Below are 22,790 nucleotides of genomic sequence, written 5' to 3'. Positions count from 1 at the left end.
GGGTGGGGCTTGAACTCCGTTGGTGAGGGGTGGTGATGAATTGGGCATAGAGATTAGTTTGTGCATGATTGTGAAGGATGAAGCTGGGTCACTCCAGCGGTGCTTGAATGCAGTCAGGGATGTTGTGGATGAGATCATCATTGTGGATACCGGATCGGTGGATAATACCATCGAAATGGCGCGTCTCCATGGGGCCGTTGTAATTCGTACGGAATGGAACGGAGATTTCAGTGAAGCCCGTAATCTGTCACTGGCCGCTGCTACGAAACCGTGGATTCTGGTGCTTGATGCGGATGAGGTATGGGTACAGACCCCTCAGATGAAGACAGAACTCATGCGGTTGTTAGTAGCAAGTAGGGATGACGTGTGGGGATACTGGATACAGGTCACAAGTCTGCTGGGTGTGTCTGGTGAAGAGCGTGTAACGGATGCGGTATGTCGATTGTTCCGAAATGATCCCCGAATTGCTTTTCAGGGCAGAATTCATGAAGAGATTGCTTCTTCCATTATGGCACTGGCTCCGCAAGGTGTGCTTCATTCTGGACTTGAAGTGATTCATTATGGATATCTGGAGCAGGTGATTACCGCCAAAAATAAAGGAGCACGGAACATGCAGTTGATTCGCTCTGCGTTGAATCAGGAGGGAAACCAACCGGAGTTGTTATATGCTCTGGCTGCCGAATGGTTTCAGCTAGCGAAGTATGATGAAGCACTACGGTTGTTGCAGCCATTATTGGCACAGCTTACGCCGGAGTGTGGATATCACTCGGATCTGGTGCTGAAATCGGCTTACGCATGGCGAGAGATTGGCAGCCCGGAACGGGCGCTTGCTGTCGTGGAAGCATGGGCGCACGTGTATGAGGATTTTCCGGACTTGTTGGAGCTTGGTGCTGTACTTGAACTGGATCAAGGGAGAGATGACGCGGCCTTGAATTGGTTAAAACAGGCTAAATCAGCTGCTTCCACAGCCAGCAGGTATACATCAGTCTCTGGTGCTGGGACCTATCGTAGCCTGACGCTGGAAGGCATGGCATATGAGCGGGCTGGCCGCTGGGCAGAGGCAGAAACCGCGTACATAGCGGCGCTGGGCATGCAACCTGGCAGCTTGCCTGCATGGCAGCGGCTGTTGTTGTTGGCCGCAGCCACAGGGCGGCCGCATGCCATTGCCAGCGCAGCCGCCCGGGTAAGCTTGCCGCCTGCGGCATGGCAAGCGTTGATCCCGGCCGCGGTTGCCGCGCATCGGCCGGAGTGGCTTCTGCGCCATGCGGCGGTGCTTGCTGGCCCGCTGCGGGCACAGCCGCTGGCCGCCGGGCTTGCGCTGGCCCAGCTGGGCGAGGACGCCGCGGCTCGGGCGGCTTTGCAGCCCTGGGCGGCGCATGCGCAGCACGGGCCAGAGGCGGCCCTGGCGCTGTGGGCGCTGGGCCGCAAGCAGCCCGGCGGGCGCAACGCCCGAGCGGCGGCTCGCCGCAGCGGCCTGGCGTGCAGCAGCGGCAGCCCGCTCCGCGGCGCAACGCCCGGCGGCCCGGCCGCGCCTGCGCCTGGCGACGTGCTCGCTGCTGCGCAAGCGCTCGCCGGCGTAGGCGCCTGGGCCGCATGGCTGCGCCTGCTGCAAGCCCTGCCGCCCCGCGGGGCGCTGGCGTTGCTCGCAGCGCTTCCGCCTGCGGCACGCTGCGGGCTGCTACGCGCACCCGCGAGCGTCCGCGAAGGGCTGCTTGCGCTATGCGGCACGCCTGACGGCGCGCAGCAGCCCCACGCGGACGAAGTGCCCGCCCCGGAGCGCACCGCTCACGCGCTCCTCGCGGGCACGCTCGCGCTGCTCGCCGGGCGGCAGAACCTGGCGCGTGAATGGGCCGAATCGGCCCAACTCACTGCGCGGCAACCTGCCGCCACAGGTCGCCCGGCGACGACAATCCCGCCGGGCCTGCAAACTCTACTGCGCCTGACAGCACCCGGCGCAGCCTCTGCTGATGAATACACCAACCAGTGCAACATGTTACTGGTACACCTATAATTTCCTTTAATCACTAATCACTAATCACTAATCACTGATTTCTAGTCTCTAGTCCCCAACCTCCATCCCCATATATTCCCGCACTAGACCATCCGATTGAAAGTGCAAAAGCAACGGAGCTACAGGTAATCGGAACATTGCCCGAACCGTGTATTGTTCCGTTGCTAATGGGCCGAGCCCTCAAGCCCTCAATTTTCCACTCTGCACTTAACTCAACACAACCCAATTAGTCTCAACCTTTGCATATCACTGCTCGAAAACAGCGGATCGGCGTGCCGTACATGTCAGACCAGATGGCATCGTCCGGCTCTACCACATTCAGTTTATCTTCAATGGTTAATCCGGTGACAGCCATAATCGTTTCCAGCAGATCCGGCCGCATTTCGGGCACATCGAAGGTAGCGATTAACTGTCCGTTTGGTTTCAGCACCCGGGCGAATTCTCGAAACGCCCGCAGCATCGTGCCCGTATCCAGATGTTCCAGTACAGAGATACAGAACACCCGATCAAACTTACCCGACTCGTACGGAAGTTGGGCCAGATTAGCCTTTGCACGGTGCAATCGGACGAGAGTTGATTCCGGCAGATCCTGGGCCGCTTGCTCACCAAAATCAGAAACGATATCCAGTCTTATCGCCTCTTCAGACAAAATACGTTCATCCCAGTCACATACGTGAACCTCGCGGCAGTGTTCGGCGAGCCAGAATTTGAACGGATGGGAGATGCCGCAGGCTGCATCAAGGACCACATCATCTGGACGTGCAAACCGCCGGGCCCATTCATATTCGTAGGGACGGCTCCACCATGCCGGATGCAGCGGGAAGACCAACGTGTCCGTTTTAGGATCACTTTGCCGAATGTATCTTGATTCCATGAATTCCGTTGCCTTAGGCATATCCATCATCCCCGAATTCCCTCCTTCAATCCTGTCTCTGCCAAAAAAGATTCCAACACCGTGCTCCAACGGCTCCGCCACCTGGCAAGATCATAGGACAGTGCAGTCTCGCGCGCATAGATTCCCAGTCGTTCTCGCTCGGCCCGATCCTGTACAAGACGTACCAGTGCAGCGGTTAGTTCCTGCTCACCAGGAGGTACCAGCAGCCCATTAAAACCATCCTGAATCAGATCATTCAATCCGCCAACATTGGAGGCAATTACCGGAAGTCCACAGCTCATCGCTTCCAGACAGGCATAGGAGGTGCCTTCCGAGAACACGGTTGGAATTACGGCGATATCTGCCTGATGGTAGGCCTCTCGAATATCACGGAAATCATACGTGCGCTGGTTAATTCGCTCCGCATGTGGATGAGTACGATGCCAGTAACGAAAGACTCTCCCGACCGTACTGCCTTCGACCAGTTCCCCGGCAAATTCAATCTCCAGATCCGGAAAGGCTCCAAGAAGTTTATCTGCCGCCAGCATCATTGGAATAATACCCCGTTCCATGCTGATGCGGCGTGGATAGATAATGCGAATTGGACGGGGAGAGGTTATACGGGCATCCACAGTTTTCTTTTCAACCTGTCCCTGAATGGGGACATTAACCTGATACTCAGCATCTGCTTCTACTAGAATCTCCGTAGCCCAATCCGTTGAATTCCGGTGGTTATGAGCAAACCTATACGTTTCGCCATCTGCCTCGACTTCTTCCAGTTTCGATAACTGTAAATGGAAATCTACCGTCTCCTTCCCCTCTCGTTCTTGATCGCTATTTGTATCTCCACCTCCATCTCTGTTAGCCTTACCACTGTTCGCTCCAGCACCACTCGTTCCATCCTTGCCTTCTACAGCTTGCACTCCTGATATAACTGCACCAACATTTTCTTCATGACTCGCCAGATCATTCTTCCATGCGACAAGCCATTCGTCTTCCTGTTTCTGCTCGAAGGTCCGCGTTGGCGGGGCTGGTGTGAAATAGGATGTATCCACTGCATTGGGAATCAGGACAACCTGCCTTGGATCGGTATAGGTGCACGCAGCCCGGCAAAAAGTCTGGAAATGGGAATCCACGGATACAATGCGCACGAGTCCATCCAGAGCCAGTTGAATATGTTCCGCGACTTGTTGTTTGGTCTCCAGTGGCAGTCCGGGACGATCCCAGTTAATGCCGTGACAGATGCCAAGACTGCCGGGTTTGTAGGTGATGGGTTGCCACAGACAGCTGGCATAGATCACTGGGCCGCGCGCTGCTGCTGCCATCCGGTCAAAGGCTTCCGGTACATTATCCATGTCGTACGAATAACCAAATACGTCAATCTGCTCCGTCCGAGTCTGGAATGCTTCAAAATAGGACAGCTGATGAACCTCGGGAATATGCCCGAGTCCTCGGATGACACTGCACAGATCCAGAATATATCGCTCCAGTCCACCACCAAATACACGACCGAATTCCCGGTTGTACCCGTCGGTGAAACTATGTGTCAGAATACTCACCACGCCCATCTCACGGTCCCTCCTTCCAGGGAATCAGCCGAGGTTCCGGATCGAGAATAGACTCGTAATGTGCGAGATTACCCCACTCACCGCTAGGATCAATACGTTTGTAACGCAAATATTTACGAACCCGGTCCTCCAGACTGCCTGCCCAACCGAGATGCTGAACCTTCAATTCCGTGCTGACTCCAGGCAATACAGTGCAGGACAAGGGAAGACGGGGAACATGATGATTCTGTTGTGGATAAAAATAAGGATATCCAGGCATATAACGTACAAGTGAAGCGGTATGCCGCTTATGCAGACACCAGAGATCATCTTCCCGGTAGTGGGTCCGGCCACCCCACATGTCGTAGAAACGGAATGCAAACCAGTCTGCATACTCCTGATTAATCAGAGTGCGTATGGCTTTCTTGGCCTCTGAGCTGTACAGCTCATCCGCATCAACGGAGAGCAACCAGTCGGGACGTGTTCCCGCCGCCGCTTGCCATAAGGTGTTGCGAAGCCGCCATTCCTCGGCGAACAGCGGTTTCTCCAATACCTCCAGACGGACTACCTTTGGATAGGCTTTGCATATGTCCGGGGTTCCGTCTGTGCTGGCATCGTCCACAATCACGATCTCATCCACGAACTCACTCAGATCATGCAATACTTCTTCCAGGTATCGGCCACGCTCATTGCGAACCTGGAGCATGGCGGTGAGCTTGTTGCCTTTGCTTTTGCGAACCCGACGAATGGAGAAGGGCTCTTTGAATACACTTGTTTCCTCTTGTGTTATAGCAGCATTCTGTTCTTCCTGACCTTGTGTGTCGCCCCAGTGATGCACTTGGCTTCGGGTGTCCTGCGTTGGTTGCGCATGATCCGGCGTGTGATCTCCATTTTCCAATGCGTCTGTATGTGTTCGATCAGCTGTTTCGGTTGGCGTGTAAGTGGGTTCGGTTCGGATATCCCTGTGCACCATTGGCCCATTCAACTGTTGTCTACGCTTCTTCGGGTCCAGCATCATGGCACCTCCCCAAGCAATTGCTGTACAGCAAGATCCAACAGCTCCAGCTCGACAATCCGGGCCAGCGCATCTTCATCCTCCAGTGCTGTCTCAAGGAAATGTCGGACTGCCCCGTGTCGTTCCCCTCGCAGTGCCAGCGCACTGCCGGATAATTGCTGATAATCCAGGCGACTGGCATCATTCTGAATATCGACTGCATGCACCAGAGCCAGTGCCTCTTCCACACGTCCAGTCTCATGGAAGATGCGGAATTTCCAATGTCTCGCGGTTTCTCCGCCAAGTTCGTCCAGGATACGCAGGGCATTCCCGTAATCATCGTTCATACGCAGTAGTTCCGCTCGTACAAGCTGATCTTCTCCCGCCTCCAGCCAGCGACATAACTGTTCATAATGATGCCGTTCTTGTTCATCTGCTGCACTAATTCCGTACACCCGCAGGGCGTCCTCCAACTGTCCGGCCCGGGCATGAATGGCAGACAGGAATCGATAATGGGAGATTACACAATCACTGCGACCATTCATGACCGCATGGGTGAAGGACTCTTGCAACGAATGGACGGCCCGCGGATCTTCAAGCAAGTACTCATAGGCTGCCAGCAAAAAGGATATCGTCTCATGTGCACCTGCTTTGGCTCGGAGCTGTCGGTAGAAGTCGGCACGTACACTGCATTGAAGCAGGGTGACGCTATCCGGAGTGCCTGACAGGATCTGCCGCAGCGCATGCAGGAAGAACAGTTCGTAGTCCCGGAGAGGGACTTCGAGATCATCTTTTTGCATCGTCCCCGCAGGTGCAGGGTCTTCGCCGCCCAGCCAGATGGCACGTACGCCTTGGAAAAGCAGCTTCATATAACGTGTTTCGGAGGATGTGCCGACCAGATCGGCGATGCCGACCAGTTTGGAAATACTGCTCTCCCATAGCGGAGATTCTGCTTCGTTTCCAGCAGGCTCAGGGAGCAGGGCAATACATAGCTCAGGCTCCAGCGAAGCCGTAGCTATTAGCCAGTAGGGATGGGCGACTACGGCTACGGTGCGAGGTTTCAGCAATAGCTGCTCGGCTTCAGGGAGGGAGATGACGGTAATGACTGGAGGTACATCTTCTGTTTGCGTCAGGCTGCTGACGTAGTAGACCTCTCCCTCGATCGACAGCAGTGCAGCAATATCGGGATAGGGAAAGGATGACCAGCCCCCTTTGCAAGGGAAGAGAACATATCGGACCGGGGACTGTGTTGTACTGGCCTTATCCAGGCTGACTTCGGAGTCTTCACCTGGTAATGGCGCAGGTTTTTCCATGAATCGTTCACCTCACCTTGACTGTAATATGGTGCGTCATTCACTCTGCATGTACTTCATGTTTTCACTTCATATGTAAAGCCCTCACGGTACTTCGCATGATATGCCTGAGACTAACATATGGGCATTCCGTCCCAAACATGAGTATCTTCCATGAATAGATGCAGTTGGCAAGCTGTGATAATAGGCTGAATTTTATCTTTTATGTGACCAGGATCACTTTTTTTTGCGCTAGAGACGAAGATTGTGATAATTCTCACATGTAGAAAATAGGTAATCTGGCACAATACGTTCATCAACGTATTTGGCGGACAGACAGCGAAGGTGCAGCTTCAATGCCAAATACGCATACTGCGAAGTGAACAGAAAGAAGGGGTAACGGTATGGATCCGATTATGTTATCGCGTATCCAATATGCACTTACAACGATTTTCCATTTCTTTTTTGTGCCGCTATCCATCGGTCTTGTACTGTTGGTTGCGATCATGGAGACGTTGTACGTTGTTAAGGGTAAGGAGATCTACAAAACGATGGCCAAGTTCTGGGGCAAGCTGTTCTTGATTAACTTTGCCGTCGGGGTAGTCACAGGTATTTTGCAAGAGTTCCAGTTTGGCATGAACTGGTCTGAGTACTCTCGGTTCGTGGGGGACGTGTTCGGTGCGCCACTGGCTATTGAAGCGTTACTCGCGTTTTTTATGGAGTCTACATTTATTGGTTTGTGGATATTTGGATGGGATCGTTTGTCCAAAAAAGTGCATCTGGCTTGCATCTGGCTGGTATTTGTCGGCACATTCCTGTCCGCGCTGTGGATTCTGGCAGCTAATTCATTTATGCAGCATCCTGTCGGGTTTGAGATTAACAACGGCCGAGCCGAGATGAATGATTTCTTTGCACTCATCACAAATGGTCAGCTTCTCGTTGAGTTCCCACATACAATCTTTGGGGCATTGATGACAGGGGCCTTCGTTGTAACGGGTATTAGTGCCTACAAATTGATGAAAAAGCAGGATGTGGAGATCTTCCGCAAATCGTTTAATATTGCGATCATTATCGCTCTGGTTTCTTCAATCGGTGTCGCTTTCTCGGGGCACTTCCAGGCGCAATATCTGGTGGAGACACAGCCGATGAAGATGGCAGCCAGTGAGGGCACATGGACAACGACAGAAGATCCGGCCCCATGGACGGTGGTCGCCTTTATCGATCCGGATAAACAGGAGAACACGGGTGAGATCAAAATCCCCGGATTACTCAGTTACCTGTCTTACAGCAAGTTCTCCGGTAGTGTCAAAGGCATGAAGGAGCTTCAGGCCGAGTATGAGCAGACGTATGGACCGGGGGACTACATCCCGCCGGTACGGACAACGTTCTGGAGTTTCCGAATTATGATTGCAGCCGGTGGATTGATGATTGCACTGGCGCTATACGGTACGTTTCTGGCCATGCGTAAGAAGCTGGAGGTCGCTGGAAATTGGTTTATGCGTCTGATGGTATTTGCCATATCTTTGCCGTTTATCGCCAATACGTCAGGTTGGATCATGACCGAGGTTGGAAGACAGCCATGGACGGTATTTGGTTATATGACTACCGAAGCCGGGGTTTCACCAAACGTATCCGCAGGCATGATCCTGTTCTCGACCATCGCTTTTACCGCTGCGTATAAGGTTCTCGGAATCGTGATGGTATACCTGTTCGTACGTGAGATCAAGGCAGGACCATTTGCGGTCGAGAAGCCGGAAGATCACGATGAATCGGCCGATCCGTTCGGCGTGGATGGAGGTTATTCCGTTGTCACTAAGTGAGTTGTGGTTTCTGCTGATTGCCGTATTGTTTGTCGGTTTCTTCTTTTTGGAAGGTTTTGATTTTGGTGTGGGGATGTCCACAGGCATTATTGCCAAAACAGACCGTGAACGCCGGACCCTGATCAACTCGATTGGTCCGTTCTGGGATGGTAACGAAGTATGGCTGATTACGGCGGGGGGCGCGATGTTTGCCGCCTTCCCGCACTGGTATGCGACGTTGTTTAGTGGTTTTTACCTGCCACTTGTAGTGGTGTTGCTCGCCTTGATTGGTCGCGGAGTTGCTTTCGAATTCCGCAGTAAAATGAAACAGCAGCGCTGGCGCAGAACGTGGGACATCATCATTGTGGTCTCCAGCGCGCTCTTGCCTTTCCTGTTCGGCGTGGTCTTTGCCACGTTGATGAAAGGTCTGCCCATTGATGGGGAGATGCAATTGCGTGCAGGATTCCTCGATATTGTTAATCCGTACACCGTAATTGGCGGCTTGAGCGTAACCCTGTTATGTCTGGTGCATGGATTGCTGTTTGCCTCACTACGGACAGTAGGTGATCTCAGAGAGCGTGCCTTGAAGACAGCACAAATATTGATGCTGCCGCTGGCTGCACTACTCGCTGTTTACGCGTTAATGACGTATTTCATGACCGATGTGTTCGCCGTACGCGGCTGGGCTCTTTGGATCATGGTTGTACTTGGCGCAGTTTCGCTTGCACTTGCGGCCTACTTTGTTCGTCAGAAGCGTGAAGGCTGGGCTTTTGGTATGACAGGGGCAGTGATTGCCATTGCCTTTGCCTCGGTATTTATCGGTTTGTTCCCAAGAGTGATGGTGAGTTCCTTTGGAGCGGCGTATGACCTGACTGTATACAATGCCGCATCGGGTGCTTATTCATTGAAAGTAATGACCATTGTAGCTTGCACATTGCTGCCGTTTGTCCTCGGCTATCAGATCTGGAGTTATTATATCTTCCGCAAACGCCTGAACGAGCAGCACCACCTGGAGTACTGATATGGGACGGGGGCTGCTGAAGCTGCCGGGCATCCGGCCTGTACTGGCGCTGGCATCCGCGCTGGTACTGTTGCAGGCGATGACGATCATTATGCAAGCCAAATGGCTGGCACAGGCCATCACGGCATTGTTTGAAGGTTCATCTGTAACGGAGCAGTACCCGGTACTGCTGTTGTTCCTGGCTTCTTTTGCCGCCCGCTACGCCCTATCCTTCTGGTTACAACTCGTGACTTCACGATATGCGGAGAAGACAGGGACTGATCTGCGCAGACAGATGGTGGAGCAGTGGTTCAGACTTGGACCGCGTTATGCCAAGACGGAGGGCACAGGACATCTGGTTACACTGGCACGTGAGGGAACAGCACAATACAAGACGTATCTCGAACTATTCATTCCTCGCATGCTGGGCATAGGATTCACACCCATCGTCATTCTGCTGTATGTGTTCAAGCTGGATCTGATGTCCGGGGTTATTCTGATGCTGACACTCCCAATCCTGATCGTGTTCATGATTCTGATTGGCCTCGCAGCTCAGCGTAAGATAGACGGACAATTCAGATCCTACAAGGCACTCGCTAACCATTTTGTCGATACCTTGCGTGGTCTGGAGACGCTGAAAACATTGGGACAAAGCAAAACACACGAAGGGTCCATTCTGCGGGTTAGTCAGCGGTATCGGAAAGCGACGATGTCTACCTTGCGCATGGCCTTTCTTTCTTCGTTTGCCCTCGACTTCTTCACAATGTTGTCCGTTGCTTCCGTAGCAGTTGGTCTGGGATTACGTCTGACGGAGGGGCATATGCTGCTCGGCCCTGCTTTGACGGTACTGATTCTGGCACCCGAATATTTCCTGCCTGTACGTATGCTTGGCGCTGATTATCATGCCACATTGGATGGTAAGGAAGCCGGAGCGGCCATTAATCAGGTGATCGAACGGGGTAGAGCCGCTGAACAGAAACAGAAGGAAGCCTATACCCATGTTGTTGCGCATGCGGTTACGGCAGAGGATGAAGCAGGATCTACACCATCATTATCTTCGGGTAAAAGGAAAACCGCTACTTCGACCATACGTGTCGTGTTGAATGATAAAACGGCTGCGGGGCATTTTGCTCCTGATCCTGCTTCTGCTTCTGTTTCTACTACTCCTGAGCTTGCTTCTTCCTCTTCCTCGGTGTTCTCTTGGAATGAGAATAACAGGTTGGCACTAACGGATGTACAGGTACGGCATGATGATGAAGGTCCTTATTCGCTAAAGGATGTCACATTTCAGATCACGGGTCTTGGCAAAATCGGTATTATTGGCGCCAGCGGAGCAGGCAAATCCACGTTGATTGATGTATTGGCTGGTTTCCAGTTGCCCACTTCGGGTCAAGTACTGGCTAACGGACATCCTGTGACACAGGATATGCTTGAATCCTGGCGAACACAGACGGCAGCCATCCCGCAGCATCCGTATATTTTCAGCGGAAGTCTGGCGGATAACGTTCGTTTCTACATGCCGGAGGCTTCGGATGAAGAAGTGGCGAAGGCAGTCAGCGCTGCCGGATTAACCAAGCTTCTGATCTCATTATCCGGTGGGCTGCATGAGCCCATTGGCGCTGGGGGCAGACAGCTCAGTGGTGGGCAGGAGCAACGGGTGGCGCTGGCAAGAGCTTTGCTTAGTCAACGAAACATCCTGTTGCTTGATGAACCGACAGCACATCTGGATGTGGAAACAGAGTATGAACTGAAACAGACGATGCTGCCGCTGTTTGAAGGTAAACTTGTATTTTTGGCTACCCATCGTCTGCACTGGATGCCACATATGGATCGGATTATTGTCATGGATGGCGGCACGGTGGCAGAGACGGGAACGCATCAGGAGTTACTGGCACGACAAGGCGTATATTATCAGATGATTCAGGCCCAGATGGAGGCGATATAAAATGAAGCCCGGATATGAACATATGGAGAACGTCCGTAACGTAAAAGAAAAAAATAGCTGGATCGCTCCGTATGTGGCACAGTACCGCTGGAGATTCATTGCAGTCATTGCGCTAGGCACTTGTGCTGCACTGTGTGCGGTACTGCTGCTGTTCACCTCCGGATTTCTGATCTCCAAGTCTGCACTGCGTCCTGAAAATATTCTGATGGTGTATGTACCTATTGTTGGGGTACGTGCATTTGGGATATTCCGCGCTGTCTTTCGATATATCGAGCGATTGGCAGGACATGATGCCGTACTGCGGGTGTTGGCCGATCAACGGGTGAAGTTATATCGCATTCTGGAGCCGCAGGCCCTGTTCCTGCGCTCTCGCATGCAGACCGGGGATGTACTTGGAGCACTCGCCGATGATGTGGAGCGGTTGCAGGATATTTATCTGCGTACAGTCTTCCCTGCGGTTACGGCGCTCGTGATGTATGGTGGGGCTGTGATTTCCTTTGGCAGTATTGATCTGGGATTTGCGGTGTGGATGGGCTTGTATATGTTATTTCTCGTTGCCGTGTTACCTGTAATCTCTCTGAAAGTGACGTGGAAATGGCGTGTGCGGCTGAAAAAGGAAAACAGCACGTTGTATACCCGTCTGACTGACGGTGTACTTGGACTGGGAGATTGGCTTGCAAGTGGACGAGCAGCGGAATTTGTTCAGCAGCAGGAAGAGGCGGAAGAACAGGTCGACGCAGTTCGTCGCAAGTTGCGGCGCTGGACACGCTGGCGTGATCTGATGGCCCAGTGTGTCATTGGCCTGCTGGTGGTATCGGTTACGCTATGGGCGGGAAATGCCACTGCTATTGGACAATTACCTGCCGTGATGATTGCTGCTTTTGTGCTGGTGTTATTTCCACTTACGGAAACACTTGTGCCTGTAGGGGATGCGGTGGAGCATCTTCCACAGTATCGAGAATCGCTGGATCGCTTGAAGCAGCTCGAAGGGAAAGGGCATCTTCCGTTGCAAAATGGAGCCGGTGATGCTGACGGAACGGGCGAATCGATCTCTGTAGTAAAAAACGGCAACGGATTGGCTGGACAGCCATCGGAGTCCTTGCCAGCTGCAAATGTTATCCCGGACAGACGAATTCGTCTTCGCATTCCACCCAAACTCAGAGCAGACATCGAGATTAATCGCGTAAGTTACCGTTATGCAACGGATGATTCCTACGCCGTACAGGACGTATCCCTTCATCTGCCACAAGGCAAACGATTAGCTATTCTTGGACGAAGCGGCGGTGGCAAATCGACCTTGTTGAAGCTGATTCAGGGGGCATTACTTCCGTCTGCGGGGAAAGTTCTGATCAATAATATGCCTGTGCAGACCTTGGGTGAGAGTGTCACTGATGTCATCGCAGTGCTGAATCAGAGCCCACACCTGTTCGACACCACGGTAGCCAATAATTTGCGGATTGGTCGTCCACATGCAACGGATGAGGAGATTCGTCAGGTGGCCGCCCAAGTAGGGTTATCCGGTCTGATCGAATCCTTGCCGCAGGGATATGATACACCGATGCTGGAGACGGGGCTGCGTTTCTCTGGTGGGGAAAGGCAACGGATCGCTCTGGCCCGGGTACTGCTCCGGGAGACACCTGTTATTATATTGGATGAACCAACCGTAGGGCTTGATCCGGTGACGGAACGCGAACTGATGCGGACTATCCTGGACAGCTTGCAAGGCAAAACGATGATCTGGGTCACCCATCACCTGATTGGTGCGGAACAGATGGACGAACTTATTTTTATGGAAAATGGAAAAATTGCCATGCAGGGTTCTCACGAACAATTGCTGTCTGGAGAAGAGCGATACCGCCGTCTCATCGAACTCGATCGGCCAGGATGGACAGGTCGGCAGCAACAGACACAATCGTTGCCACCCGTAGCTTCGAGATAAGTGGGAGCCTATGAACGCCGAACCATATAAGCATAGCAAAGAGACGAGCCAAGAAATCTTGGACTCGTCTCTTTGTTTTTCCGATATGACCGCTTTTGTTGCGGATAATTACATTTCCACCAACATTAAAATAATGGAGGACAGACACAGACAAGTGCTGACGAGATAGAGCACAGCAACAACCTGTTTATGATTCAATCCGGCACGCAGCAGTCGATAATGAGCTTGACTTGCATCGGCCTGATAGATCGCTTTACCTTGAATGAAGCGTTTAATAACGACAAAGATGTTATCAAAGATCGGTACACCCAGCGCCAGAATCGGAATGAAAATGGACAACATGGTTGCTTGTTTGAATGCACCATCCAGAGCAATAACCGCCAGAATGAAGCCGAGGAACGTAGCACCTGCATCGCCCATGAACACTTTGGCAGGAGCTTTGTTGTACTTTAGATAACCGATCGTCACACCGACCAGAATGATCGACATGAGTGCAGAATCACTTTGGCCTTTGGCAAGGGCCACGATGAACAGGGTAATCGCCGAGATGGCCGATAATCCGCCAGCCAGTCCGTCCATGCCGTCCGAGAAGTTGATGACTGTTGTCACCCCGAAGATCCACAGGATCGTTAGAATGAATTGCAGCCAGATTGGAAGCATGACATATTCCGCGTTGAAGGGATTCACGAATCCGGTGAACGCAATACCTGAAGCAAATACGAGTACTGCCGCAGAGACCTGTACGAGCATCTTGGGCAGGGCAGGAAAATCTTTGCCTTTTGTTTTGTACCAGTCGTCGACGGTACCAATCGTTAGCAGAAGCATACCACCAGCGACCAGGGCCGCCGTTTCCCATGTGATTTCTTTCGTCAGAGCAATGTATGTCAGGAAAAATCCAGTAAATATCGCGTAACTCGCCGTGAGTGGGATAGGTTGCCTGTGCAGCTTACGCTCCACATCTTCTCGAGGCTTGTCCACAAAATCGAGCCGATGAGCCAGTCGACCAAGCGGCGGAATAAGCAGAACCACGACAGCAAAAGACACTATAAAAGCCAGTATGTATACCATAAACTCGCTTGTTTCACTCCCATCTACCAATTTCCCCTTATTATACGAGTTAAACAGGAAATCTGTCGATGTCATTATTGTAACCAGACGCACGCAAAGGTGAGCAAAAGTTCAGGTTTTATCGCATTTGAGGAAGATAGGAGCCAAAATAATGTTTTACGGCTTCTGCATGATATCCATCATCACCTTGCCAGGTTGCTGCAAAGACAAAATCGCTGGAACCACCTTTGCGTTTTCTCGGTTTATCTCCAGGAACCAGTATGCCTGCTGCCGCCCAGATTTCCAGCAGTGCATCGCGCTCCTGTTTGCTGGAAGGGAAGAGATCCTTCCACTTTTTCTCCAGTGAGCGAGCACTGTCTTTGGGGTCTTCCGTCTGAGCTTCTTCAAGCAGGTTGACCAGGATGGCTTGGTCTTCAGGAGTTACTTCATAGTTCGCATTGTTGTCCTGAAGCAGTAATTCCAAATCCATTAGGCAATAGATAAGCCAGCCATGCCGTACGCCGCCCCACTTGATCCGTTCAAAGTTCAGGACGTTTAAGTCGACGTTGGAATATTCCTTGTCTGACTGCAAACGCAGGAAGTTACAATCCCCACAGGCACTGGTGTTAGGATGAAGGGCAGGGCGTTCCGTATAGGTATGTAAAGGCATCTTCGATGTTAAAGCCCAGCTGGATAATGCGCTGCGCAGGTAGACTTTTTTGGTGGACAGACTATGTAGAAAGGCCGAAATCACGCGTTCCTTGAAGGAGTCATCCTGATGCATGGCGTACAGACGCTGGACAATCTCATCATGCGTGATCGTGAGTGGGTCGAACATAACGCCTTTGCTCTTGGCATATTCAAATTCCTCCCCGGAGAAGGGTAGAGAGGTTGTTTTCCAGCCGCCGCCTCCCCAGAATGTGCTCAGCAGTATCTTTGCCGCTTTTTTGTCCATATGGTTAGCCTCCTTATATGGGAATTGCGATCATGATCATTGTGATTATTCTATCTCAGACCTGCTTAATGTGCGTATTCCGCGGATGTATTCAGAATCATCTCGACTAGTCCTGGAAAACGCGTATTTAGTTCTTCCTTTCGTAGGGAATAAAAGTGCTGTTTACCTACAATACGCGGCTGGATCACGCCTGCTTCACGCAAAATTTTGATGTGATGGGACAACGTGGATTTGGAAATATGGTCTACTTCGAAGGCGGAACAGTTTTTCTCGCCAGAGCTGGCCAGACAGTGTGCAATTTTCATGCGTATTGGATCACCCAATGCATTGCAGACCGTGGTCAGCTTGAATTCCGAAGCCATAGGTATCGTTGGAGTTCTCATATCTATGACGTTAGCACATTCGGCTTTCTCTTTCAATGTTTGAAAAATATCGAACTATCTCTTGCGGGGAGTATAAGAAGTATGATACATTTCTTTTTAATTAGTTCGAAAATATTCGAACTTAAAGATTGGAAATCGGATTTTTTATTCTAGGAGGAATATGAATGAGTACCACAAGTACCACTACACTGTTGAACAACTATTTCCGTTTATTTGATGCTTCACGTACAGACGAGCGTGCCATGGAGGATTTGTTGTCCCTGTTTACACCGGACGCAGAGATTGTGCTTAACGGCACCAGTCGAACAGGATTCGATGGTTTCATGAAGGCTTTCTACGAATACAATAAGGATGTAAAACATATGTGGGACGCGTGGGTGCAACAGCCTGACGGCAGCTACCAAACTAACTGGGCGGTATGCGGACAAGCTGCAGACGGTACGGTATATGCCAAAGCAGGCATTGATATCGCGCGTGTAAATGATGCGGGCCAGATTGTGTATCTGGAGAATGTACAGGCCGATCAGAATGCGTTCAGCAAGTATAATCAGTAATAGCGCAGAAGCCTCACAGTCTTTCGAACTGTGGGGCTTTTTTTGTGTGGCATATTTAGCTAATTTGAAAGGCACTGAGGACGAAGGCTTCATCTATCCAATAACACAGTTTCTGCAAGAAAATTGGTACATAAAAACCGTACATGAAGATATGTAAATGAAAAAGACCCTCCCGCATGTCTAAAACATGGCGGGAGGGTCTTCATAAACGTACATGCACGTCATCCTTACCTTTGCATCGTCTTATTCTGAAAAGCAGCGATATCTGCATACTCTTCTTCGAATTTGCGGGAGATGCGGATGAAGATCGGCAGCAGTTCACGGTAGACGCGGACACTTTCCGAGTCAGGCTGGTGCCGATGTGTTGATCCGATCATGCCGGAGACGGCACTCAGGGAATCGATGCGGCCAAGGGCGTACAAGCCCAGTACAGCTGCGCCGAGGCAGGAGCTTTCGATACTTTCGGGGATGATGACATCCTGATCGAAAATATCGGCCATCATCTGACGCCACAACTCAGAGCGGGCGAAGCCGCCTGTGGCTTGGATTTTTTTCGGCCGACCAATCTTTTCTTCAATCGCCAGCATGACCGTGTACAGGTTAAACAACACACCCTCAAGTGCAGCACGAATCATATGTTCCTTCTTATGGTGCAGCGTCAGGCCGAAGAACGAGCCGCGTGCGTTCGGATTCCAGAGCGGAGCCCGCTCACCTGTCATGTACGGATGGAACAAGAGACCTTCCGAACCGGGAGGTACATTTTCGGCAACACGAGTGAGCACTTCATATGGATCGATGCCAAGTCGCTTCGCGGTCTCGACCTCAGAAGCTGCAAACTCGTCCCGAATCCAGCGGAAAATAACACCGCCGTTATTCACCGGCCCGCCAATGACCCAGGCATCCTCAGTGAGCGCGTAACAGAAGAAACGTCCTTTTGGATCGGTCACTGGTTTGTCCACGACCGTACGAATCGCTCCACTGGTACCAATGGTCACGGCCACGACGCCCGGATCAATGGCGTTCACGCCCAAGTTGGAAAGCACACCATCACTGGCCCCGATGACAAACGGTGTGGTGACCGCAATGCCCATCTCCTTGGCGTACTCCGGGTGCAGTCCCTGTTTCAGCACATGTGTGGTTGGGACCAATCGGGACAGGTGTTCCGGCGTAATGCACGCCACATGCAGCGCTTCTGCATCCCAGTCGAGTTTCTCCAGATTCATGAGTCCGGTGGCGGAGGCCATCGAGTGGTCAATGACGTATTCAGAAAATAATTTATAGAAAACATATTCTTTCATGGATATGAATTTGTACGTCTGTCTGAACAGTTCCGGTTGATCCCGGGTGAGCCACATGATCTTGGTGAGAGGGGACATCGGATGAATGGGTGTACCTGTTCTCAGATAGATTTCGTGACCATTCATCTCCGATTTGAGCACTTCGGTCCACTCGGCACTCCGATTATCTGCCCATGTCATGGCCCGCATTAGTGGTTTGCCGTGTTGATCGACTGGCAGAATGCTGTGCATGGCCGAGCTGAAGGATACAAACAGGATGTCCTCTGGCTTCACTCCCGCTTTGGACGTGGCCTGTTTAACGGACTCGATGACTGCTTTGAAAATATCTTCCGCATCCTGCTCCGCAATCGCAGGTGTGGGGGTGTGTAGCGGATAATCGGCACTGCCTTGAGCCACAATGGTTCCGTTCTGTTCGAACAAGACGGCCTTGGTGGAGGTCGTGCCGATATCTACGCCGATCATATAGGGTGAAGAAGCCATTTTGTCATCCCTCTTTCTTAAATATATAAGTGAATGAATGCTGTTACACGTTAACACTTCGGGTACAGAAAGCCTTCCGATCGCCGTTATCCCCAAATTTCTTTGATCCCCTCTTCAAAGGGAGAAATTTGGTTACAAATGCGAACATTCCATTTCTTCAGGCCCTTTCTGTCCCCTTCGTGCACGTGACACTATTCATCCAACTTATATGGCATCTGTTATTTCATCTATAGATAAGAATATCAGACTTGAGGGATGGATCAAAATGCCATAATCTTAGTCCTTCACTGCTCCTGCCGCGATATCCGAGATAAACTGGCGGCTGATGAACAGGAACATAACGATGAGCGGAATAACGGCGAGCAATGTACCCGCGATAACCATGGCATAGTCTGTATTATACAGTCCGTTCAATTGAGACAACGCAATCTGCAACGTATACTTGCGTTCATCTGTCAGGACGATCAAAGGCCACAGGTAGTCATTCCATACGCCGATAAAGGTGAACGCGCCGAGGAAAGCAAAGGCAGGTCGCAAGATTGGCAGCGCCACGTTCCAATAGAGACGGAAGAAATTACAGCCGTCGATCCGGCCTGCATCCAGCAGATCGTTCGGAATGGACTCCGTGGCATATTGGCGAATCCAGAAGATGCCGAAGGCGTTCACCATGCCCGGAATAATAAGAGCTTTGAAGGAACCGACCCAGCCGAACGTGGCCATCAGCACGAAGGAAGGCACCAGCGACAGCTGTGAAGGTACCATCATGGTGGCGAGTAGCAGGATGAAGAGCCACTTTTTGCCGGGGAATTCAAACTTCGCAAACGCAAATCCCGCCAGTGAGTCAAAAAACAGCACCAGGATCGTTACGAGGCCTGACACAAACAACGTATTCAGAAAAGCTCCCCAGAAATCAATCTGCTGCAACACCCGCGTGATGTTATTCCACAGTTCACCCCCGAACCAGAGCTGGGGCGGGAACTTGTAGATATCGGACGTTGTCCGGGTGGACATTACAATCAGCCAATAGAACGGGAACATGGATATGAGCATGCCCCCGATAAGACCGGTATACAACACCAGCGATTTGAGGTGTTTGGTCGCCATGTGCGCTCCCCCTTATCACATCAGGATGATTTGCCTTGAACAAGCTTCCAGTTCACAATCGAGAACAGGGCGATAATGAGGAACATACCCCAGCCAACAGCAGCACCATATCCGAAGTAATTGTTAATGAAGGATTCACGGTAGAGGTACAGTACAATCGTCATACCTGCTGCACCCGCACCACCATCGTTACCTACCAATACTTGTGGCTCGGTGAACAGCTGCATACCGCCAATCGTTGATGTAATGACCGTAAACAGGATCACAGGACGCAGCATCGGAATCGTAATTCGGAAAAAGGACTGTATCGCTGATGCACCGTCAATCTTGGCCGCTTCGTATAATGTCTGCGGAATACTTTGAAGTCCGGCCAGATAGATGACGGCGTTATATCCGGTCCAGCGCCAGACCACCATGGAGGAGATTGCGACTTTAATGCCCCATGGTGCATTTAGCCACTCCACAACCGGTAGCCCGACCGACTGCAACAGATAATTGAGAAAGCCATAATTGTTGGCAAACAAGGCACCGAAGATGATGGCCACCGCCACGATGGACGTGACGTTTGGCAGGAAATAACCGACCCGAAATAATGTACGGAACTTCACAAATGGTGCATGCAGCAGAAAGGCAATAATCAGGGCGAAGAAGAGCATCGGAATCGTCGAATAGATCCAGATCATGAACGTATTGCCCACGGCTTGCCAGAACTCGGCATCGGTCAGCATGTATTTGAAATTGTTGAACCCGTTGTACGTCATGACACCGATGCCATCCCATTTATGAAAAGCCAGATAGAGTGAGAACCCGATCGGGAACAGGCCAAATACCGCAAACAGAATATAAAACGGCGATATCGCAACATAAAGTGCACGATGCTCCCACATCCTGGACCACAGGGACTTCTGCCGATCCAGATCAGGTCTTGCATTTCCGGGATCGGGAGTAAGACGAGGTTCAGTTACAGCCATATGAATTCCTCCTTTGCGGATAACGAAACCACACGTTCTTCAGGTTAACGCTGTAATTCCCGCTCGACGCGGTGCACCGTATCCGTCCAGACCTGCTGAGGATCGGCATTTTGCTTCGCGACATCATTCAGCCTTCGAGTAATAATGTTGTGTACGGAGGGGTATCTTTCTCCAAAAAAAGCATCCGGCACTTGCTGTGCCGATTCGGCAAATACTGGCCCCGTTGCCTGTCCGCCGAAGAAAGGTTCTTCTTCTTTCATGGCAGGGTCATCAAATACACCTGGGGCAGAAGGGAACAGGTTCAATGTCTGATATTGCTCCAACTGATTTTCGGGACTTTGCAGCCAGCGAACCAGTTCAAAGGCTTCCTGAGGATGTTCACTCGACTTCAGGATGGACAGGAATGATCCTCCGTTATTGCCATCTCCCCCGGGTGCCCGAGCGACTCGCCACTTCCCGGATGTATCTGGAGCCGCTTCCTGAAGGACTTGCTTCATCCAGACAGCACCTACAAAAGAGGCGATTTCGCCATTATTCATCGCGGCGTTCCAGCCCGGAGTCCAACCGTCTGCATTGGCAAGTAGTCCCTTCTCTTTGAAAGCTATGGATGTATCCCAGCTTGTTCGCACCAGAGCAGAATCCATGCCGATGAATGAGCCATCCGGACGGAAATAACGTTCAGCACCTTGGGACAGCACTTGGTTGTAAACGCTTCCAATGTTATCGGTCAGATATACCTTGCCTGCGAATTTCTCCTTGAGCTGTTCTCCAGCAGTGGCATATGCATCCCAGCTGTTAATTTGGCGTGTAACGTCTTCGGGTTCAGATGGCAATCCGGCTTCCTTAAACAGATCTTCTCGGTAGAAGAGGGCAGTCGGTCCGGTATCCATCGGAAACCCGATCATCTGTCCACTTGGTGTAACGCCTTGCTTCCATTTCCACGGCAGATATTGGTCTTCAATATCTTCTGCACCGAGATCATACAGATTATAGAAACGGTCCTCACTGGGGAATAGCTCCATGATCCAGTCGTTCAATGCCACAATGTCTGGTTCACCTGAGCGTGCAGCGAGTGTTGTTTTGAGCTTTGCTTTGAAATCACCGCCGATTTTCTGAGCTGTCAGTTCAATATTGGGGAACTTTTCCTTAGCCCTGGCAATCAACTTATCATCGATGGAACGATTCCAGTACCATAGTGTAAGCGCTACCTTTTTGTTGTTCGCTGAATCGTCCTGTCCGGGCCAGATGGAGCATCCGCTTATGAGCAGGACGCAGACCATCAGTATGGCTGTCCAGCATGTTCTTTTCCGGCGGATCATGTGCATAACCCCCTCATTGTTAAGTTCGAGGCATGAAGTGCTTTGGACTACAACATTAGTGTATGAGCAGTTTATAAACTCATACCCAATATTCCTAAAATGAAACACATATTTGTGGCCGTTGCGTAACATAATTTTAGTAGTTACTTTAAAAATAAAAGTTACTTGACACTTTATAATTTTTATTCTAAACTAACTTACATAAAGTAACTAATGATGATGAGAATAATATAGATGCATACTATATAATATCCAAGTTTCCAAGTGATCCATTTTCGCTCTGGATGCGAATCAATCAACATACAAGTTGGCCTAAACAGGAGGAACGACAATGATCAATTCACATATTATTCAACTGCTTGCCCCCAAAATTCAGACTTTTCCGAGCGGAAAAGAGTTTATATATCTGGTAGGCCCGATTAAGCTCCCGGTAAACCTCGATGGAGAGACCAAGACATTCCAGTGGTACAGCTGGATGAAGTCAGACAAAGCCATGGAGAGCGGGGAGTTGATTGAATCCCTTGCTGAGGCTGAGTTGGCAGAGCGTCAACAATCCAGTGTTCTGGTGTATGGTGACTTTGCCGACGCACAAGAAGCGCTGATCCGGATGCATAGCATCTGTCATACAGGCGACATCTTTGGCAGCAAACGTTGTGATTGCGGCTTCCAATTGGAGCAATCCATGAAAATGATTGCCGCTCACGGGGCGGGCGCACTGTTCTACCTTGCCAACCACGAAGGACGTGGTATCGGTCTGTTCAGTAAAGCAATGGCATACATTTTGCAAGAAGAAGGTCTGGATACGGTAGATGCGAACTTGCAGCTTGGGTTCACAGACGATGCTCGCAATTATGACGATGCGATTGCTGTCTTGCGGGCGCTTCGCTCCGCACCGGTTACATTGATCACCAATAATCCACGGAAGCTGGCTGCCTTGCAGGAAGCGGGATTAAATGTGGGTGGACGTGTGCCACTATGGGGGGATCGTTCTGCTTTCAACGAGAAATATCTGCAAACGAAAGTGAATCGTTCCGGTCACTTGGCAGAAAGTGATGGCTGGGCTGGGGCAGAGACGCTGCTTCCGCATGCGCAGGCCTAATCAGTATATAGATGTATGCGATTAGCTGATTAGCCGTTGTTGTACTCTCCGTTATGGAGAAGTAAAACAACGGCTTTTTTTGTATGGATAACAGCATAGCGCTCAGTCCTCCTGATTCAAGGAATGGCTTGCCGTTCGCACGGCACTGATTATACAATATAGGCATCTGATGAATGCGG

The 22,790-nt window shown here is 51.1% G+C and carries 18 protein-coding genes; 7 read left to right on the top strand and 11 right to left on the bottom strand.

Annotated elements, in window-relative coordinates:
* Positions 1 to 64: 64 nt before the first annotated feature.
* Positions 65 to 2,011, top strand: a complete 1,947-nt coding sequence (locus MKY92_RS28715; protein ID WP_339298462.1) for a glycosyltransferase — start codon at positions 65 to 67, stop codon at positions 2,009 to 2,011.
* 232 nt (positions 2,012 to 2,243) lie between these two features.
* Here MKY92_RS28715 and MKY92_RS28710 read toward each other — a convergent pair whose 3' ends face one another.
* From MKY92_RS28710 to MKY92_RS28695, 4 genes are read right to left on the bottom strand one after another with little or no spacing between them, the layout of a single operon-like run.
* Positions 2,244 to 2,915, bottom strand: coding sequence for a class I SAM-dependent methyltransferase (locus MKY92_RS28710; RefSeq protein WP_339298461.1), 672 nt, complete (start codon positions 2,913 to 2,915; stop codon positions 2,244 to 2,246).
* On the bottom strand, positions 2,912 to 4,453 hold the full coding sequence (locus tag MKY92_RS28705) for a glycosyltransferase (RefSeq protein ID WP_339298460.1): 1,542 nt from the start codon (positions 4,451 to 4,453) through the stop codon (positions 2,912 to 2,914). The genes MKY92_RS28710 and MKY92_RS28705 overlap by 4 nt, the downstream gene beginning before the upstream one ends.
* A gap of 1 nt (position 4,454) precedes the next feature.
* Complete coding sequence (locus tag MKY92_RS28700; RefSeq protein WP_339298459.1) at positions 4,455 to 5,450, bottom strand: glycosyltransferase; 996 nt, start codon at positions 5,448 to 5,450, stop codon at positions 4,455 to 4,457.
* Complete coding sequence (locus MKY92_RS28695) at positions 5,447 to 6,739, bottom strand: hypothetical protein (protein ID WP_339298458.1); 1,293 nt, start codon at positions 6,737 to 6,739, stop codon at positions 5,447 to 5,449. Before MKY92_RS28695 ends, MKY92_RS28700 begins: the two co-directional genes overlap by 4 nt.
* Before the next feature lie 383 nt (positions 6,740 to 7,122).
* Between MKY92_RS28695 and MKY92_RS28690 the strand changes: the two genes are divergently transcribed.
* From MKY92_RS28690 to cydC, 4 genes are read left to right on the top strand one after another with little or no spacing between them, the layout of a single operon-like run.
* Entirely contained in the window at positions 7,123 to 8,538 is a 1,416-nt protein-coding gene (locus MKY92_RS28690; protein WP_339298457.1) for a cytochrome ubiquinol oxidase subunit I, read from the top strand.
* Complete coding sequence (gene cydB, locus MKY92_RS28685; RefSeq protein WP_339298456.1) at positions 8,483 to 9,538, top strand: cytochrome d ubiquinol oxidase subunit II; 1,056 nt, start codon at positions 8,483 to 8,485, stop codon at positions 9,536 to 9,538. The genes MKY92_RS28690 and cydB overlap by 56 nt, the downstream gene beginning before the upstream one ends.
* A 1-nt stretch (position 9,539) precedes the next feature.
* The gene (cydD, locus tag MKY92_RS28680; RefSeq protein WP_339298455.1) at positions 9,540 to 11,462 is read left to right on the top strand and encodes a thiol reductant ABC exporter subunit CydD; all 1,923 of its coding nucleotides are present in this window, start codon (positions 9,540 to 9,542) and stop codon (positions 11,460 to 11,462) included.
* A 1-nt stretch (position 11,463) separates the two neighbouring features.
* On the top strand, positions 11,464 to 13,401 hold the full coding sequence (gene cydC, locus MKY92_RS28675) for a thiol reductant ABC exporter subunit CydC (protein WP_339298454.1): 1,938 nt from the start codon (positions 11,464 to 11,466) through the stop codon (positions 13,399 to 13,401).
* Positions 13,402 to 13,509: 108 nt separating this feature from the next.
* On the opposite strand, the gene MKY92_RS28670 is transcribed toward cydC, so the two are convergent.
* From MKY92_RS28670 to MKY92_RS28660, 3 genes are all read right to left on the bottom strand, one after another.
* The gene (locus tag MKY92_RS28670) at positions 13,510 to 14,469 is read right to left on the bottom strand and encodes an MraY family glycosyltransferase (RefSeq protein WP_145325010.1); all 960 of its coding nucleotides are present in this window, start codon (positions 14,467 to 14,469) and stop codon (positions 13,510 to 13,512) included.
* 118 nt (positions 14,470 to 14,587) lie between these two features.
* Positions 14,588 to 15,403, bottom strand: coding sequence for a hypothetical protein (locus MKY92_RS28665; RefSeq protein WP_339298453.1), 816 nt, complete (start codon positions 15,401 to 15,403; stop codon positions 14,588 to 14,590).
* Positions 15,404 to 15,468: 65 nt separating this feature from the next.
* The gene (locus tag MKY92_RS28660) at positions 15,469 to 15,786 is read right to left on the bottom strand and encodes a metalloregulator ArsR/SmtB family transcription factor (RefSeq protein ID WP_260632655.1); all 318 of its coding nucleotides are present in this window, start codon (positions 15,784 to 15,786) and stop codon (positions 15,469 to 15,471) included.
* A gap of 164 nt (positions 15,787 to 15,950) precedes the next feature.
* On the opposite strand from MKY92_RS28660, the gene MKY92_RS28655 reads away from it, so the two are divergent.
* The gene (locus tag MKY92_RS28655) at positions 15,951 to 16,340 is read left to right on the top strand and encodes a nuclear transport factor 2 family protein (protein ID WP_339298452.1); all 390 of its coding nucleotides are present in this window, start codon (positions 15,951 to 15,953) and stop codon (positions 16,338 to 16,340) included.
* Positions 16,341 to 16,567: 227 nt separating this feature from the next.
* On the opposite strand, the gene gntK is transcribed toward MKY92_RS28655, so the two are convergent.
* The 4 genes from gntK to MKY92_RS28635 all read right to left on the bottom strand — a co-directional run bounded on the left by gntK (position 16,568) and on the right by MKY92_RS28635 (position 21,473).
* Positions 16,568 to 18,118 (bottom strand): gluconokinase, encoded by a 1,551-nt coding sequence (gntK, locus tag MKY92_RS28650; protein ID WP_339298451.1) that lies wholly within the window; start codon positions 18,116 to 18,118, stop codon positions 16,568 to 16,570.
* Between the two features lie 276 nt (positions 18,119 to 18,394).
* Positions 18,395 to 19,222, bottom strand: a complete 828-nt coding sequence (locus MKY92_RS28645) for a carbohydrate ABC transporter permease (RefSeq protein WP_036612996.1) — start codon at positions 19,220 to 19,222, stop codon at positions 18,395 to 18,397.
* A gap of 20 nt (positions 19,223 to 19,242) precedes the next feature.
* On the bottom strand, positions 19,243 to 20,121 hold the full coding sequence (locus MKY92_RS28640; RefSeq protein WP_124116901.1) for a sugar ABC transporter permease: 879 nt from the start codon (positions 20,119 to 20,121) through the stop codon (positions 19,243 to 19,245).
* Positions 20,122 to 20,237: 116 nt separating this feature from the next.
* A complete protein-coding gene (locus tag MKY92_RS28635; protein WP_339301941.1) occupies positions 20,238 to 21,473 on the bottom strand; it encodes an extracellular solute-binding protein in 1,236 nt (411 codons plus the stop codon).
* A gap of 370 nt (positions 21,474 to 21,843) precedes the next feature.
* Here MKY92_RS28635 and MKY92_RS28630 point away from each other — a divergent pair, with 370 nt between their 5' ends.
* Positions 21,844 to 22,611 (top strand): GTP cyclohydrolase II, encoded by a 768-nt coding sequence (locus MKY92_RS28630; RefSeq protein WP_076329272.1) that lies wholly within the window; start codon positions 21,844 to 21,846, stop codon positions 22,609 to 22,611.
* The last annotated feature ends 179 nt before the right edge of the window (positions 22,612 to 22,790 follow it).

The organism is Paenibacillus sp. FSL R5-0623 (assembly GCF_037974265.1).
In the GTDB taxonomy this organism is placed as follows: domain Bacteria; phylum Bacillota; class Bacilli; order Paenibacillales; family Paenibacillaceae; genus Paenibacillus.
This window is presented reverse-complemented; position numbering and strand designations above follow the sequence as displayed.

Coding starts and splice junctions, on each gene's coding strand:
- MKY92_RS28705 (WP_339298460.1), bottom strand. CDS start 4,453: ATGGGCGTGGTGAGTATTCTGACACATAGTTTCACCGACGGGTACAAC.
- MKY92_RS28665 (WP_339298453.1), bottom strand. CDS start 15,403: ATGGACAAAAAAGCGGCAAAGATACTGCTGAGCACATTCTGGGGAGGC.
- MKY92_RS28695 (WP_339298458.1), bottom strand. CDS start 6,739: ATGGAAAAACCTGCGCCATTACCAGGTGAAGACTCCGAAGTCAGCCTG.
- MKY92_RS28645 (WP_036612996.1), bottom strand. CDS start 19,222: ATGGCGACCAAACACCTCAAATCGCTGGTGTTGTATACCGGTCTTATC.
- cydB (WP_339298456.1), top strand. CDS start 8,483: ATGAATCGGCCGATCCGTTCGGCGTGGATGGAGGTTATTCCGTTGTCA.
- MKY92_RS28710 (WP_339298461.1), bottom strand. CDS start 2,915: ATGATGGATATGCCTAAGGCAACGGAATTCATGGAATCAAGATACATT.
- cydC (WP_339298454.1), top strand. CDS start 11,464: ATGAAGCCCGGATATGAACATATGGAGAACGTCCGTAACGTAAAAGAA.
- gntK (WP_339298451.1), bottom strand. CDS start 18,118: ATGGCTTCTTCACCCTATATGATCGGCGTAGATATCGGCACGACCTCC.
- cydD (WP_339298455.1), top strand. CDS start 9,540: ATGGGACGGGGGCTGCTGAAGCTGCCGGGCATCCGGCCTGTACTGGCG.
- MKY92_RS28670 (WP_145325010.1), bottom strand. CDS start 14,469: ATGGTATACATACTGGCTTTTATAGTGTCTTTTGCTGTCGTGGTTCTG.
- MKY92_RS28635 (WP_339301941.1), bottom strand. CDS start 21,473: ATGGTCTGCGTCCTGCTCATAAGCGGATGCTCCATCTGGCCCGGACAG.
- MKY92_RS28715 (WP_339298462.1), top strand. CDS start 65: ATGATTGTGAAGGATGAAGCTGGGTCACTCCAGCGGTGCTTGAATGCA.
- MKY92_RS28655 (WP_339298452.1), top strand. CDS start 15,951: ATGAGTACCACAAGTACCACTACACTGTTGAACAACTATTTCCGTTTA.
- MKY92_RS28660 (WP_260632655.1), bottom strand. CDS start 15,786: ATGAGAACTCCAACGATACCTATGGCTTCGGAATTCAAGCTGACCACG.
- MKY92_RS28700 (WP_339298459.1), bottom strand. CDS start 5,450: ATGATGCTGGACCCGAAGAAGCGTAGACAACAGTTGAATGGGCCAATG.
- MKY92_RS28630 (WP_076329272.1), top strand. CDS start 21,844: ATGATCAATTCACATATTATTCAACTGCTTGCCCCCAAAATTCAGACT.
- MKY92_RS28690 (WP_339298457.1), top strand. CDS start 7,123: ATGGATCCGATTATGTTATCGCGTATCCAATATGCACTTACAACGATT.